General features: G+C 73.9%; 14 protein-coding genes and 1 pseudogene. 9 read left to right on the top strand and 6 right to left on the bottom strand.

The genetic code is table 11. The features are described from left to right. The first annotated feature begins 130 nt into the window (after positions 1-130). Positions 131-556 carry a WGxxGxxG family protein gene (locus tag AC3RJ9_RS10495; RefSeq protein ID WP_061866758.1) on the top strand — a complete coding sequence of 142 codons (426 nt, stop codon included), beginning with the start codon at positions 131-133 and terminating at the stop codon, positions 554-556. Between the two features lie 93 nt (positions 557-649). Here the strand turns inward: AC3RJ9_RS10495 and AC3RJ9_RS10490 are convergent, their stop codons facing one another. Then, a complete protein-coding gene (locus AC3RJ9_RS10490) occupies positions 650-1,573 on the bottom strand; it encodes an ArgP/LysG family DNA-binding transcriptional regulator (protein WP_084776531.1) in 924 nt (307 codons plus the stop codon). A gap of 69 nt (positions 1,574-1,642) precedes the next feature. Here AC3RJ9_RS10490 and AC3RJ9_RS10485 point away from each other — a divergent pair, with 69 nt between their 5' ends. The 5 genes from AC3RJ9_RS10485 to AC3RJ9_RS10465 all read left to right on the top strand — a co-directional run bounded on the left by AC3RJ9_RS10485 (position 1,643) and on the right by AC3RJ9_RS10465 (position 7,160). Continuing rightward, positions 1,643-2,473 carry a LysE/ArgO family amino acid transporter gene (locus AC3RJ9_RS10485; protein ID WP_231862037.1) on the top strand — a complete coding sequence of 277 codons (831 nt, stop codon included), beginning with the start codon at positions 1,643-1,645 and terminating at the stop codon, positions 2,471-2,473. A gap of 25 nt (positions 2,474-2,498) precedes the next feature. After that, complete coding sequence (locus AC3RJ9_RS10480) at positions 2,499-2,969, top strand: NUDIX hydrolase (RefSeq protein WP_061866760.1); 471 nt, start codon at positions 2,499-2,501, stop codon at positions 2,967-2,969. 58 nt (positions 2,970-3,027) lie between these two features. After that, the gene (locus tag AC3RJ9_RS10475) at positions 3,028-4,890 is read left to right on the top strand and encodes an ABC transporter ATP-binding protein (protein WP_061873187.1); all 1,863 of its coding nucleotides are present in this window, start codon (positions 3,028-3,030) and stop codon (positions 4,888-4,890) included. Positions 4,891-5,068: 178 nt separating this feature from the next. Next, complete coding sequence (locus AC3RJ9_RS10470) at positions 5,069-6,064, top strand: hypothetical protein (protein ID WP_123244128.1); 996 nt, start codon at positions 5,069-5,071, stop codon at positions 6,062-6,064. A gap of 118 nt (positions 6,065-6,182) precedes the next feature. Continuing rightward, complete coding sequence (locus AC3RJ9_RS10465) at positions 6,183-7,160, top strand: bile acid:sodium symporter family protein (RefSeq protein ID WP_036382369.1); 978 nt, start codon at positions 6,183-6,185, stop codon at positions 7,158-7,160. A 15-nt stretch (positions 7,161-7,175) separates the two neighbouring features. Here AC3RJ9_RS10465 and AC3RJ9_RS10460 read toward each other — a convergent pair whose 3' ends face one another. Next, the gene (locus tag AC3RJ9_RS10460; protein WP_036382371.1) at positions 7,176-8,036 is read right to left on the bottom strand and encodes a VOC family protein; all 861 of its coding nucleotides are present in this window, start codon (positions 8,034-8,036) and stop codon (positions 7,176-7,178) included. 119 nt (positions 8,037-8,155) lie between these two features. Continuing rightward, a pseudogene (locus AC3RJ9_RS10455) lies at positions 8,156-8,635 on the bottom strand (ABC transporter ATP-binding protein); the annotation flags it as partial. A gap of 165 nt (positions 8,636-8,800) precedes the next feature. Between AC3RJ9_RS10455 and AC3RJ9_RS10450 the strand changes: the two are divergent. Further along, positions 8,801-9,376 (top strand): TetR/AcrR family transcriptional regulator, encoded by a 576-nt coding sequence (locus AC3RJ9_RS10450; protein WP_061866764.1) that lies wholly within the window; start codon positions 8,801-8,803, stop codon positions 9,374-9,376. Between the two features lie 13 nt (positions 9,377-9,389). Here the strand turns inward: AC3RJ9_RS10450 and AC3RJ9_RS10445 are convergent, their stop codons facing one another. From AC3RJ9_RS10445 to AC3RJ9_RS10435, 3 genes are all read right to left on the bottom strand, one after another. Then, positions 9,390-9,656 carry a hypothetical protein gene (locus tag AC3RJ9_RS10445; protein ID WP_020625619.1) on the bottom strand — a complete coding sequence of 89 codons (267 nt, stop codon included), beginning with the start codon at positions 9,654-9,656 and terminating at the stop codon, positions 9,390-9,392. A 383-nt stretch (positions 9,657-10,039) separates the two neighbouring features. Further along, positions 10,040-10,732 (bottom strand): response regulator, encoded by a 693-nt coding sequence (locus AC3RJ9_RS10440; RefSeq protein WP_012751126.1) that lies wholly within the window; start codon positions 10,730-10,732, stop codon positions 10,040-10,042. Between the two features lie 38 nt (positions 10,733-10,770). Further along, a complete protein-coding gene (locus AC3RJ9_RS10435) occupies positions 10,771-12,108 on the bottom strand; it encodes a sensor histidine kinase (protein ID WP_061866766.1) in 1,338 nt (445 codons plus the stop codon). 127 nt (positions 12,109-12,235) lie between these two features. Between AC3RJ9_RS10435 and AC3RJ9_RS10430 the strand changes: the two genes are divergently transcribed. Continuing rightward, on the top strand, positions 12,236-13,243 hold the full coding sequence (locus AC3RJ9_RS10430; protein WP_489727661.1) for an IS481 family transposase: 1,008 nt from the start codon (positions 12,236-12,238) through the stop codon (positions 13,241-13,243). 46 nt (positions 13,244-13,289) lie between these two features. After that, a protein-coding gene (locus tag AC3RJ9_RS10425) for an IS5 family transposase (protein WP_423300366.1) occupies positions 13,290-14,184 on the top strand; the annotation gives its coding sequence in 2 pieces (ribosomal slippage) (positions 13,290-13,646 and positions 13,648-14,184; 894 coding nt in all). Positions 14,185-14,211: the final 27 nt, after the last annotated feature.

Below are 14,211 nucleotides of genomic sequence, written 5' to 3'. Positions count from 1 at the left end.
GCAACCGTTGACGTATCCCCACCCCCCTATGCGTACGGTGCCTGTGTATGACCGACAGGGTCGTCCGGGACTTCCGGCCGATCCACCCCGACGCCGGTCGGCGCAGGCCGCCGGTGAGAGGAGCACGATCATGACTGACATCCGCCGCACCGCCACCGCCCTGACCCTCGGCGCCGCCGTCGTCACCGGCCTCGGTGCCCCCGCCGCCGTCGCGCAGACCACGGCCCCGGCCACCGAGACCGCCACCACGGCACCGGCCTCCGAGTCGCCCGCCCCCCAGGAGGAGGAGAAGGACGACAACGGCAACTGGGGCCTGTGGGGCCTGGCCGGCCTGCTGGGCCTCGCGGGCCTGGCCGGTCGCCGCAAGCGTGAGGTGCACGCCGAGCCCGTGCGCCGCGACCACCACGTGGCCGGCGCGCACCGTGACCACGACGTGCACCGCGTGGACGACCGCGCCGGCGACGTGCGCACCGAGGGCGCGGACGCCCGCCGTCGCGAGGCCGACGGCACCCTGGGCGACGCCACCCGCCGCCCGGGCACCGGCGACGCCCGCTGACCCGACCCCGGCCGCCCCGAGCGGCCCGTGACCGCGACCCCCGCCCCTCCGGCGGGGGTCGCGGTGTGTCCGGGAGAGTCTCGAATGCGCCCGTCAGTCCGCGGTGTCCCCCGCCGAGGGCGCGGCGCGCAGCACCGCGTCCGTGAGGCGGTCCAGAGCCGCGGTCCCGGCCGTCCAGCGCTGCCAGTGCAGGTGCACGTCGGCCGCGCCGAGGGCCGGGATCGGCTCGAGGTCGGGGTGCCGGCCCTCGAGCACGCCCGGCGGGATCTGCACCGAGGGGAGCATGCCCCAGCCCAGCCCGAGCTCCACCGCCCGCAGATACGCGTGCACGGACGGCACGAGGTGGGTCGGCGGGTCGGCCACGGGCCGGCCGCGGGTGACGCGGCGCAGCACCGTGTGCTGCAGGCCGTCACGGGGGCCGTAGTCCACGATCGGCAGCGAGCCGAAGTCCACCCGGCCCCGCGCGTCGCGGTGCAGCTCCAGCAGGAAGGACGCGCACACCGCGTGATAGCGCATCGTGCCCAGCGGGGTGGAGGTGCACCCGGCCACGGGCGTGGGGTCGTCCGTCACGGCGGCCACGACCGCGCCGTCCCGCAGCAGGACGGCGGTGTGCTCCTGATCCTCGGACTGCATCTGCAGGACGACGTCGTCCCACGTCGCCGCCTCGCGCAGCACGGGCTCCCACCACGTGTCGAGGGAGTCCGCGTTGAGGGCCACGCGCAGCGGCACGCGGCCTCCGTCGCCGCGGCCGAGCGCGGCGAGCGCCTCGTCCTCGAGTGCGAGGGTCTGCCGGGCGAGACGGAGCAGGCGCTCTCCGGCCGCGGTCGGCCGGACGGGGACGGTGCGGGCCAGGAGCACCTGGCCCACCTGCCGCTCGAGGGCCTTGATCCGCTGCGAGAAGGCCGAGCCGGAGATCCGCAGGGAGTCCGCGGCGGCGTCGAAGGTGCCGTGGTCGACGGCCGCGACGAGGGCGCGCAGGTGGTCGGAGTTCATGCGGTCCAGGGTAGGGGTGGTCATGAAGGATGTCTTCAGATCTTGAAGAAGATCGCGATGGCACGGACGTGGGACGGCTCCTATCCTCGCTCGGTGACCATCTTCGCCACCGGATTCCTGACCTACCTCGCCCTCATCGTCGCCATCGGCGCGCAGACCCTGTTCCTGCTGCGCCAGATCGTCCGACGCGACCGCGTGTGGACCGTCCTGACCGTGTGCTTCGTGGCCGATGTGGCGCTGCTCGTGCTCGGCGCCGGCGGCGTGGGCGTGGTGGCCGAACGCTGGCCGTGGCTCGTGCCCGCGCTGACCGTGGCCGGCGTGGTCTACCTCCTCGCGTTCGCCGTGGGCGCGCTGCGCTCCGCCTGGCGCGGGGACCGGACCCTCACCACCGCGGCCGCGGACGTCGAGGGGACCGGGCACGGCCCTGACCGCATCGACCTCGCGGTCCTCACCGGCGAGCTGCCGCTGATCGACCCGGCGACCGGCCGCCTGGCCGATCGCGAGCCGGCCGGGGCCGGCGTCGGCCGTCACGACGACGGCGCGCCCGGCTTCGGCGCCCCCTCGGGCGGCGGGTCGGTGGCGGTGCGGCAGCGCGTGCAGCCGCGCCGCGTGGCGCTGGACCGCCCGCAGACGCCGCTGCCGCGGATCATCCTGCTGGCGCTGTCCGTCTCCCTGGTGAACCCGCACGCCATCCTCGACACCGTGGTGATGATGGGCACCTTCGCGCAGACGTTCGGGGCGGCGAAGTGGGTGTACGTGGGCGGCGCGGTGGCGGCCTCGCTCGTCTGGTTCACCGCGCTCGGCTGGGGCGGCACCAAGCTCGCCCCGTCCATGGACTCGGCGCGGACGTGGCGGATCGTGGACGCCGTGGTGGGCGTGCTCATGCTGGGAATCGCCGTGAAGGTGGGGCTCACGCTCCTCTGAGCCGCCCGGGGAGGATGATGGGGGCATGAGTCCTTCCCCCTCCGACTCCGCCCGCACGCCGACCGTCGCGGGCGGGGAGGTCATCCGCGTCTCCGCCGTCGTGCTGGCCCGCCCGGACCGCCGCGTGCTGACCGTCCGCAAGGCCGGCACCGCCATGTTCATGTTCCCCGGCGGCAAGCACCTGCCCGGCGAGGCCGCCGTGGACACCGCCGTCCGCGAGGTGGCCGAGGAGACCGGGTTGCGCCTGCGCCCGGACGAGCTGACCCGCCTCGGTGCGTGGGACACCGCCGCGGCCAACGAGCCCGGTGCCGCCCTGCACTCGGAGGTGTTCGCGCTGTGGCGGCCCGTCGCCCGGCACGAGGTCCCCGAGCCGACGGACGAGATCGTCGAGCTGCACTGGATGGACCCCGCCGCCCCGGCCGCACCGGGCGGGCACGGCGTGGCCCCGCTGCTGCACCCCGTGCTGGCCGCCGTCGCCGCCACGCCCCCGTTCTGACGTCCTGGCGGGCCGGCCGGCCCGCGCTGATGTCCGCCCCGGCCACTAGCCTGGCCCGGTGACGTCGCTGCTCCGCATCCTGCGCCTTGCGCCCCAGCTCCACCGCCTCTACCTCGGCATCGCCGTCAGCTCCGTGCTGGCCGCGGTGCTGGCCCTGGCCACCCCGTTCCTGATCGGTGCGGCCACGGACCGGATCGTCGCCGCCGTCGCGGGGGAGACCGACGTGGCCGAGGCCGTCACCGCGGTGACCTGGCTGGCGGTCGCGTTCCTCGCCGTCGAGGTGGCGACCACCCTGGTGGTGAGCGTCGGCGGCTACTGGGGCGACGTGATGGCCGCACGCATGCGCACCATCCTCTCCACGCGGTACTTCGAGCAGCTGCTGCACCTGCCCCAGCGGTACTTCGACACCGCGATCACCGGGCGGGTCGTCAACCGGTTGAACCGCACCATCAACGAGCTCACCCAGTTCCTGCAGTTCTTCGCGAACAACGCGTTCACCATGCTCATCACCACCGCCGCGGTGCTCGTGATCACCGCGTTCTACTGGTGGCCGCTGGCGATCCTGCTGGCCGTCGTCTTCCCCGTGTACATGTGGCTCACCGCCCGCACCTCCGCGAAGTGGCAGGTGTGGGAGGGGGAGAAGAACACGGAGGTGGACATCGCCTCGGGGCGGTTCGCCGAGGTGGTCTCTCAGATGTCCGTGGTGCGGGCCTACAACCGGCAGGACCACGAGCTCACCGGGTTCCGCGACCGGTTCCTGCGGACCGTGGGGATCACCCGGCAGCAGTCCCGGTTCTGGCACGGCATGGACGCCGGGCGGCGGCTCGCCCTGAACGTGGCCTTCGGCGCGATGTACCTGATCGTGTTCGTCCGCACCGCGCAGGGCCTGTTCTCCGTGGGCGACATGGTGATCCTCCTGCAGCTGATGAACATGGCCCGGCAGCCGATCTTCTCCATGAGCTTCCTCGTGGACTCCGCCCAGCGGGCCGTCGCCGGGTCGAAGGACTACTTCGAGGTGCTCGCCGAGGAGCGCGAGCGGGCCGGCGGGGCGGCGCTCGCGGTGGCGGGTGCGGAGGCGCCGCGCACGCCGGCGGAGCCGCGGGCCGACGTCGTGCCGGGTGCGCCGGGCGTCCCCGCGGACGTGCCGGCCGTGCGCTTCGACGAGGTCTCCTTCGCCTACGACGCCGACGCCTCCCGCCCCGTGCTGGACCGCGTGTCCTTCGACATCCCGCGGGGTGCCAGGGTGGCGCTCGTGGGCGAGTCGGGCGGCGGGAAGTCGACCATCGCGCACCTGCTGCTGGGTCTGTACCCGGTGACGAGCGGACGCATCGAGGTGTTCGGACAGGATGTCGCCGGGCTGGACCTGGCCGCGCTGCGCGGGCGGATCGCCACCGTGTTCCAGGAGCCGAGCCTGTTCTCCGGGACGGTGCGCGAGAACATCGCCTACGCGGACGCCGGCGCCTCCAACGAACGCGTCCGGGCCGCCGCCAAGGCCGCGTACGCGCACCGGTTCGTGGAGGCGTTCGACGACGGCTACGAACAGGTGATCGGCGAGCGCGGGCTGCGGCTGTCCGGCGGGCAGAGGCAGCGGATCGCGGTGGCGCGGGCCGTGCTCAAGGACGCACCGATCCTCGTGCTGGACGAGGCCACCTCCGCACTGGACACGAAGTCCGAACGGCTCGTGCAGGCGGCCCTCGAGGACCTGATGGTGGGGCGGTCGAGCCTGATCGTGGCGCACCGGCTGAGCACGATCGCGTCCGTCGACCGGATCGTCACGCTGCGCGGCGGGCAGGTGCAGGAGATCGGGACCCCGGCCGAGCTGGCCGAGTCAGGCGGGATCTACGCGCAGCTGCTCGAGCTGCAGAGGGCCGGCACCCAGGAGGCCCGGAAGATGCTGAAGGAGTACGGGCTGAGCGGATGATCCCGGAATCTTCTGCGGATCCGACCCTTCCGAGCGCTGCGCGGCGGCCCAGAAGGGTCAGATGTGCAACGGATTCCCAGCGCGCGGCAGGACGTCCACGACGACGTCGGCCCGACGCCTCCGCAGGGCCTGTGGACAACCGGGCCCGCCGACGTCGGGAGCGAGCAGGATCGGGGCCATGCGCGTGCCCGGACCCTTCCCCGCCCACCTCCAGGACGCCCCGTTCACGCGGGCGCAGGCGCTGGCCGCCGGGGTGTCCGGGTCGCGGCTGCGCAGCCGGGACGTCGAACGCGTCGCGCACGGCCACTACCGCTGGATCGGCCCCGTCACCGGGGCGACGCCGCCCGCGCGTCCCCTCGCCACCGAGCTGTCCCGGCTGCAGGACCTGGCGGCGATGCGTCCCGACGTCGTGGTGACCGGAGAGTCCGTGGCCCGGTTGCTGGGCTGGCCCCTCCCGGACGACGTGAAGGCCCGGGTGCGTCCTACCGTCCTGCGGTCCCGCACCCGCCGGGTGCTACGGGAGCCCGGCGTGCGCACCCGGCTCGTGGACCTGGACCGCGTCCTCGTGCGGAGGGACCGGCTGCACGGGCTGCGATGGACCTCGCACGCCGACACCTGGTTCCACCTGGCCACCGTCCTGGACCGAGACGCGCTCGTGGCGGTGGGGGATCGGCTGGCACGGGAGGACGAACGGCGGGGGAAGGTCGCGCTGGCCACCCGCCGGGAGCTCGGCGCCGCGCTCGAGCGGCACACCGGCGAGGCCGGGATCGTGCGGGCGCGGGAGGCGCTCGCGCTCGTGCGCACCGGTTCCGACTCCCCGGCCGAGACCGAACTGCGCCTGGCGCTGATGGCCGCGGGGCTGCCCGAGCCGGACCTGCAGATCGAGCTCTGGGACCCGGACTACTCGCTGTGGCACCCCGCCAGCGCGGACCTCGGCTACCGGTGGTGGCGGATCGCGATCCACTACGAGGGCAAGACCCACGACGGCGCCGCGCAGGTCGGCAAGGACACCCGCCGGGACGCGGTGTTCCTGCGTCAGGGCTGGCTCAACATCCGGGTGGCGGGGACGGACCGGTGGCGGGGATTCGTCGAGACGGCGGGGCTGGTGCGGGCCGCGATCGCGGAGCGTGGCGGTCTCGACGCCGGTGGCGCGGAGGATCGTCTGCGGAACTGACCCTTCTGGGGCGGGAGCGGACGTCCAGAAGGGTCAGGGGCGCAGAAGATTCCGGAAGGCCGACGACGGCGCCGCGTCACGCGACGACGCACCGCGGTCGCGCTCCTACCATGACGGGATGACCGCACCGGATCCCGCCCCCACCGACGCCCGCCGCGCGGAAGACCGCTCCGCACGCATCGCCGTCACCGTCTTCCCGCTGCTGGTGCTCGCCGCCGCGCTCGTGGGCTTCCTCGCCCCGACCGCCGCGAAGACGCTGCTGCCCCAGGTCAACCTGTTCCTCGGGATCATCATGTTCGGCATGGGCCTGACGCTGACCCTTCCGGACTTCGGCCTCGTCGCCCGCCGGCCGCTGCCCGTGCTGCTGGGCGTGGTGGCGCAGTACGCGATCATGCCGCTGCTGGGGCTCGGCGTCGCCGTCGTGCTCCAGCTGCCGCCCGAGCTCGCGGCGGGCGTGATCCTCGTGGGCTCGGCCCCGGGCGGCACGTCCTCGAACGTGGTCAGCTACCTCGCCCGCGCCGACACCGCCCTCTCCGTGGCCATGACCTCCGTGTCCACGCTCCTGGCCCCGCTGCTCACGCCGTTGCTCACCCTGTGGCTGGCCGGCCAGTACATGGCCGTCGACGGCGGCGCCATGGCGAAGTCCATCGTGAACATCGTGCTCCTGCCGGTCCTGGGCGGACTCGTCGTGCGCCTGCTGCTGCGCCGCGTCGTCGACCGCGTGCTGCCCGCCCTGCCGTGGGTCTCGGTGGTGTTCATCGCGCTGGTGGTGGCCGCCGTCGTCGGCAACAGCGCCTCCCGCGTGCTGTCGGCGGGCCTGCTGGTGTTCGCAGCGGTGGTGCTGCACAACGGGCTCGGCTACCTGCTCGGCTACGGCGCGGCGAAGCTGTTCCGGCTGCCCACGCCCGTGGCGCGCACGGTCTCGATCGAGGTCGGCATGCAGAACTCGGGCCTGGCCGCGGGCCTCGCCGCGCAGTACATCTCGCCGGCGGCAGCCCTGCCGGGCGCCGTGTTCTCGATCTGGCATAACCTCTCCGGGGCCGTGCTCGCGATGGCCTACCGCCGTTCCGACGGCCGGCGCGCCGCGCAGGAGTGAGGGCCGCGGCGCAGGTCAGCCCTGCGCGGGCGGCTCGTTGATTTGGAACGTGGCCCCGGCGGGGTCCTGCACGGTGGTGACGCGGCCGAACGGGGAGTCCTGGGGGCCGTCCAGGACCGTGCCGCCGTGCTCGCGGATCACCTCGAGCGCGCGGTCCGTGTCCGCGACGGCGATGTACATGCGCCAGTACCCCACCGCGTTCGGCGGCAGCCAGGCCCGCGCGTCGCACAGGCCCGCGGTCGCGCGGTCGAACGGGTGGTTCGTCGCGTAGCGGGGGCCGTCGTGGGCCGCGTCCTCGGCGTCGGCCGCGGTCTGCGTGTCCTCCGGGGCGCCGTCGTCCCCCAGCGGGGTGGGCTGCCAGCCGGCCACGGCGCGGTAGAACTCGGCGGACTCGTCGAAGCGGGTCGTCATGAGCTCGAACCACACGGAGGTGCCGGGGGTGAGCGGCAGGTCATGGCCGGCCAAGGTGCCGGACTGCCAGAAGCCCACCACCTCGTGGCCCGGGCCCTCGGCCATGGCCATCACACCGAGGTCGCCGACGGGCATGGCGTCCACGAGCACGGCGCCGCCGTTCTCCCGCACGGCGGTGAGGGTGGCGTCCATGTCCTGTGTGCGCAGGTACACGGTCCACGCGGCGGGCGGGGCGTCCTCGCCGGTCATCTGCGAGAGCTGGTCGGCGTCCATGGCGCCGCCCACGGAGGCGCCGTCCTTGGTGATCATGCGGTAGTGGCCGAACTCCTCGCCGGAGTCGGTGAAGGACCAGCCGAAGAGGGCCTCGTAGAAGGCCTGCTGGCGGGCGAAGTCGGGGGCGGTGTAGTCGATCCAGGCGGGGGAGCCGGCGGGGGCGGCAGGGGCAGCGAGGAGGGTCTCGCTCATGCGGCTCAGCGTAGGGCGCGCCCGGGACCCCGTCACGAGGTCTCGGGCGCGTCGCCGGGGCCGCGGACCGGCGCCGAGCTGTGGGGCGCGGCTCGCACGCACCGCGCCCCGCCTGCTCACACCTCGGTGGAGGTGGCGGTGTCCAGGTTGCCGGTGGGCTCGTCCCCGAACACGACGCCCGGTCGGGTGAGCAGGGCGCGGGCGACGGCGACGCGCTGCTGCTGACCGCCCGAGAGCTCGTGCGGGCGGTGGCGCAGGCGGGTCAGGGCGGTGTCGTCCAGTCCTGTGATCTCCGTGCCGCCGATCCTCACGGAGCCCGAGGTCCGCGCGTCCAGCCCGGCCAGGCAGTGCAGGAGCGTCGACTTGCCCGACCCCGAGGGCCCCATGATCGCGGTGAACGCGCCCGAGGCGAAGTCCACGTCCACCCCGCGCAGGGCGTGCACCTGCGCGTCACCGCGCCCGTAGGCGCGGGTGAGGCCGCGGGCGCAGACGGCGGGCGCCGTCGTCGTGGTGGCGGACGACGACGGCGTGCCCGGCCCCGGCGCGACGGGGCCGGGGGTCGTGGGGGAGAAGGGGTGTGCGGGGGAAGAGGTGTCCATGGCGGCCACTCTCCCGCGCGGACCCGGCGGGGCGGATCGGAGGAGGGGACCACCTCCGCGGGCGGCGGGTCATGCCCGGGGATGAGGCGGGCCGGCGAGGCGTGGACCCGAGGGCGTCAGGTCCCCGCCGCCGGGCGGTGCCGGGCGGAGTGGGATGATGGGGACATGAGAGCCGACGCCCGCGCCAACCGCCAGGACCTGCTGGCGGCCGCCGGCCGTCTCATCGCCACCCAGGGGGCCGCGATGTCCCTCCGCGGGGTGGCGCAGGAGGCCGGGGTCGGCGTGGGCACGCTGTACGGGCACTTCCCCACGCGTCGGGATCTGCTGGACGCCGTGCTCGAGGACGTCGTGGCCCGCACCGGAGGGATCCTGCAGGCCTTCCTCGACGGGGCGGCCGGGGACGAGCGCGACGGCGGGGCCGAGGCGCGGTGGCGGCGGCTCGCCGAGGACCTGGGGGCCGTGAACCTGGCCTCGCTCGCGGCGGCCCGGGACGACTTCGACCCAGCCGACCGGCCGCCGGAGGCCCTCATCGCCGAGGCCGAGCGTGTGATCCTCGAGCTCGCGGACCAGGTGGTGGCCGGGGCGCGGCGGGCCGGGCTCGTGGGCCCGGACGTGACCGGGGCGGACTACCTGTTCGGCCTGCTCATGGTCACCCGGTCGCCGGAGTGCGAGCTGCTGGGCCACGGCCCGGGCCAGCGGGGCTGGCTGCTGGACACGTACCTGCGCGGCCTGCGGCCCTGAGGGCGCAGCCGGGTCAGTCGCCCGGGGCGTCGTCCTCCAGGACGGGGCGGGCGGTGGCCCACGCGACGGCGCCGGCGAGCAGGCCGGCGCCCGCGGTGAGTGCCAGGCGGAGCAGCCCCTCGACCCCCGTGAACAGGCTCAGGCCCAGCATCACGACGGCGGCCGTCACCAGCGCCACGAAGAAGGCCACGCATTCACTGTCCCGCTGCGCCTGCTCGGCGGCTGGGTCGGAGGCGCGGGACGTCGTCGGGGTGGGGTGGTCCAGGATGCTGCCGGTCATGGTGCCTCTCCTCCAGTGCGCGTCGGGCCGGGGCGGCCATCGGCGCGTGCACCCCGGCGGCGGACCCGCTGCGGGGCCTGCGTCCAGCATCGCGGAGGGGGTGGGCGCACCGGCAGGGCCATGAGGATGAACCTCGGGGCGTCCGACTCATACCCAGGTATGACCTGTGATTGTGCTGGCAGGTGCCTGGGGAGTGGCTCAGGGAAGGGCCCCGCCGCCCCGGCCGACCGCTGAGGCCGGCCGTTGAGGCCGGCCGTTGAGGCCCGCCGCCCAGGCCCGCAGACACGCCGCTACGACGACGGCGTAGCGGCGCGTCTGCGGGCCTCGACGAGGGGTGGGGCAGGGGCTAGGGCGGGGGCTGCAGGGCGTGCCGGAACGGCGGGTCAGAACTGCACGAGGCCCGCGCGGTGGGCGATGAGCACGGCCTGCACGCGGTCGCGGGCGCCGAGCTTGGCCAACACCCGGCCCACGTGCGTCTTCACCGTCGCCTCGGAGAGCACGAGCTCGGCGGCGATCTCCAGATTCGCGGCGCCCTGCGCCATGAGCACCAGCACCTCGCGCTCGCGCGGGGTCAGCGACGCCACCGCCGCCTGCTGCTCCTCGCACTCCGCGCTGCGGACCTGGTCCGAGCGCAGACGCGGGGCCATGTGCGTCAGGAGCCGGCGCGTCGTGGACGGGGCGATCACGGCGTCGCCCCGGTGCACCGTGCGGATCGCGGCGAGCAGCTCCTCGGGCGGGGCGTCCTTGAGCAGGAAGCCGCTGGCGCCCGCCTCGATCGCGTCGAAGGCGTACTCGTCCAGGTCGAAGGTGGTCAGCACCACGACGCGCGGGGCGTCCGGCCGGCGCAGCAGCGCGCGGGTGGCCTCGATGCCGTCCATCTCCGGCATGCGCACGTCCATCAGCACGACGTCGGCGCCCGCCACGGACACCGACGCCACCGCCTCGCGCCCGCTGCCCGCCTCCGCCACGACCGTCAGGTCCGGCTGCGAGTCCACGAGCATGGCCAGCCCGGACCGGATCAACGCCTGGTCGTCCACCAGGGCCACGCGGACGGGGGCGGTCTCCTCGGAGCTCATGGGGTCATCCTCTCAAGTCGGGCGGGGGCGGCCACCCCTCACACCGCCGAGTACGGCAGGTGGGCGGACACGCGGTACCCGGCCCCCACGCGCGGCCCCGACTCGAGCGTCCCGCCGAACAGGGCCGCCCGCTCGGCGGCCCCCCGCAGACCCTGGCCGCTTCCCCGGGTGGCGGGGTCGGCGGCGGCGCCGCAGCCGTCGTCGTCGATCTGCAGGTCCAGGCCGCGCGCCGTCCAGGCGAGCGTGACGAACGCGTCCGCGTCCGGCCCGCCGTGGCGCAGCGTGTTGGTCAGCGCCTCCTGCACGATCCGGTACGCGGCCAGCTCGCCGCCCGCCGGCAGCGCACGGCGGGGCGTGCCGGTCTCCAGCAGGGACACCTCGAGTCCGGACAGCCGCATCGTCTCCACGAGCGCGGGCAGGTCCGCGAGCCGCGGCTGGGGTCGGCGGCCCGGGGGTAGGCGGGTGCCGCGGCCGTCGGGGGAGGCGTCGGCGGCGGGCCGCCGGGCGTCGTCGTCCGTCACGCCGGGCACCCCGGCCACGGTCTCGCCGGTCTCGCGGAGCACGCCGAGCAGCTGGCGCATGTCCGCGAGCGCGGAGCGGCCGGTCTGGCCGATGGTCTCGAGCGCGGTGACCGCGAGCGCGGGCTTGGCGGCGGCGGCGTACCGGGCGCCGTCGGCCTGGGAGATGACCACCTGCAGGGAGTGGGCGACGATGTCGTGCATCTCCCGGGCGATGTGGCTGCGCTCGTCGGCGGCGGCGAGCTCGCGCTCCTGCCGGGACTGCACCTCGAGGCGGTGGGCGCGGTCCTCGAGGGCGCGCACGGTGAGGCGGCGGTTGCGCACGACGTCGCCGAACGCCCACGCGGTGAGCACCATGAGCCCGCAGCCGATCGCCATGATGACCATGGCCAGCGGCTCCGCGGGGGAGCGGACGGTGAGGCCGTCGGGCGTGACGAACTGCGCCGGGAACAGCCACACCTTCACCCCGTTGGCCACGCCGCCGGCCAGCCCCGTGAGGAGCCCGGCCACGGAGATGCTCCGGGGCGCGTTCGCGGCGAGGTTGTAGACGGTGAGCGGCACCATCAGCAGGGACATGCTGAACTCGGGCCCGGCGAGCAGGTGCAGGACGGCCGCGGCCGTCACGACGGCGGCCGAGGCCACCGGGCGCACCCGACGCACGGCCCACGGCAGGACCATGCCGGCCCCGGCCAGGAGGGAGACGGCCGTCTGCCTGCCCTGGGGGTCCGGGGCGACCATCGGCCCGAGCGCGATCCACGGGAGCGCCACGAGCACGGTGAACAGTGCCGCGGCGGCCATCACGTCGGTGCGCACGGGGTGCAGGCGCGTCCACTGGTCGAGGCGGCGCAGGGGGTTCACGCGGGCCAGCCTAGGTGTTGTGGGTCATGAGGTTCTTGCCACGAGGCGCCGGCTGAGATGAGACGAGTGGGCCTCTCCCGCAGGATGGAAGTTCCTCAACAACCCACCTGCCCGAAAAGACCCACTCATGACTCACGCTAACGCACCCCTGACCCCCACCGGCCGTCTCAGGATGGTCCACCGCCACCTGCACGACGGGATCCCACAGGCGCACGTGGCCGCCGAGTTCCGGGTGAGCCGGCCCACGGTGGCCACCTGGGTGGCCCGCTACCGCGCCGAGGGCGAGGCCGGGCTGCTCGACCGGCCCAGCCGTCCGCGCCGTTCACCTGCCCAGCTCGACCCGGCCCTGGTCACCCAGATCCTCACCCTGCGCCGGGAGTGCAAGTGGTCGGCCCGCCGGATCCATCACCACCTCGTCTCCGAGGGCCACCGGGTGTGCCTCCGAACGGTGGGCAGGTGGCTGCACCGGCTGGGCATCTCCCGGTTGCCAGACCTCGCGCCCACAGGTGAGGACCTGCGCCAACGACCCCAGAAGATCACCGCGAGAGGGCCGGGGCACATGGTGCACCTGGATGTGAAGAAGATCGGGAAGATCCCAGACGGGGGCGGCTGGCGCACCCACGGACGTGAAAGTGAAGCAGGCCGTGCTTCCAAGCGCGGGCCTGGCCGGCGGGTCGGCTACACCTACCTGCACTCGGCGATCGACGGGTACACCCGCCTGGCCTACACCGAGGCGTTGGAGGACGAGCGGGCGGCCACGACCGTGAGCTTCTACTGCCGGGCGCGGGCGTTCTTCGCCGCCCACGGCATCACCGTGGACCGGGTGATCACGGACAACGGGAACAACTATCGGGCTGCGGACTTCACCGCGAAGGTGGTCTCGCTCGGGGGCCGGCATCACCGGATCCGACCCTACACCCCGCGCCATAACGGGAAGGTCGAGCGGTACAACCGGCTGATGGTCGATGAGGTCCTCTACGCCCGCCCCTACACCTCAGAGCAAGCTCGGCGTGAGGCCCTGGCGGTGTGGGTGAACCACTACAACTACCATCGGCCTCATACCTCCTGCGGAGACGCTCCTCCGGCCTCGTTGGCCCCGGCCCGAGTCAACAACGTCATGACCTCTTACACCTAGGGCGTGTCTGAGAATAGATGCACGAGTCAGCTGAGACCCTGGGGACATGTCCCGGTTCCAGATGCTCTCCGACGCCCAATGGGAGTTGATCGCCCCGATGCTCCCGACCCGGACCGGCCGCGCCGGCAGGCCGTTCGCCGACGCCCGCGCCATGGTGGAGGCGATCATCTACCGGTACCGGTGCGGAATCGCTTGGAGGGATCTGCCCGAGGTCTACGGGCCCTGGCAGACCGTGTGGACCTGGCATCGGCGCTTGGCCGAAGAAGGCACCTGGGACACGGTGCTGGCCACGCTGACCGCCGCCGCTGACGCCGAAGGCCTGATCGATTGGTCGGTCTCGGTGGACTCCACGATCGCCCGCGCCCACCAGCACGCGACGAACATCACCCGCCACACAGGGGGATGGATCGAACTACAAGAATCCGCGTGAGGAGCCGGCCGATCACGGCATCGGGCGCTCCCGTGGCGGGCTGAGCACGAAGATCCATCAGCTCGTCGATGGGACCGGGCTGCCGCTGGTCAGCCTGATCACCCCCGGCCAGGCAGGGGACTCCCCGATGCTGCTTCCTCTTCTGGAGCAGCTGCGCGTGACCCGGCCAGTAGGGCGGCCCCGGACCCGCCCCGAGGCCGTGCTGGGCGATAAGGCGTACTCCTCCCGGGCGATCCGCACCCACCTACGTGCCCGTGGGATCAAAGCGGTCATCCCCGAACCGGCCGACCAGCAGGGCCACCGCAGACGGCGCGGTGCCCGCGGCGGGCGCCCCGTCAGCCTCGACGCGGACGCCTACAAGGGCCGCAACGTCATCGAGCGTCAGTACGCTCACCTGAAGCAGTGGCGGGGTCTGGCGACCCGGTATGACAAGTACGCGATCATCTACAGGGCCGCTGTGGTCCTGAATGCTGTGCTCGCATGGTCCAAACGATTGTCAGACATGCCCTAGGCCGCAGGCGGAGGGGCCGGCGTCAGC

The sequence above is a fragment of the Micrococcus sp. 63XJN7_6_ISO-PGPR-S23-444 genome (assembly GCF_058072765.1).
Note: the sequence above shows the minus strand (reverse complement) of the source record. Positions and strands in the feature narration are given on the sequence as shown.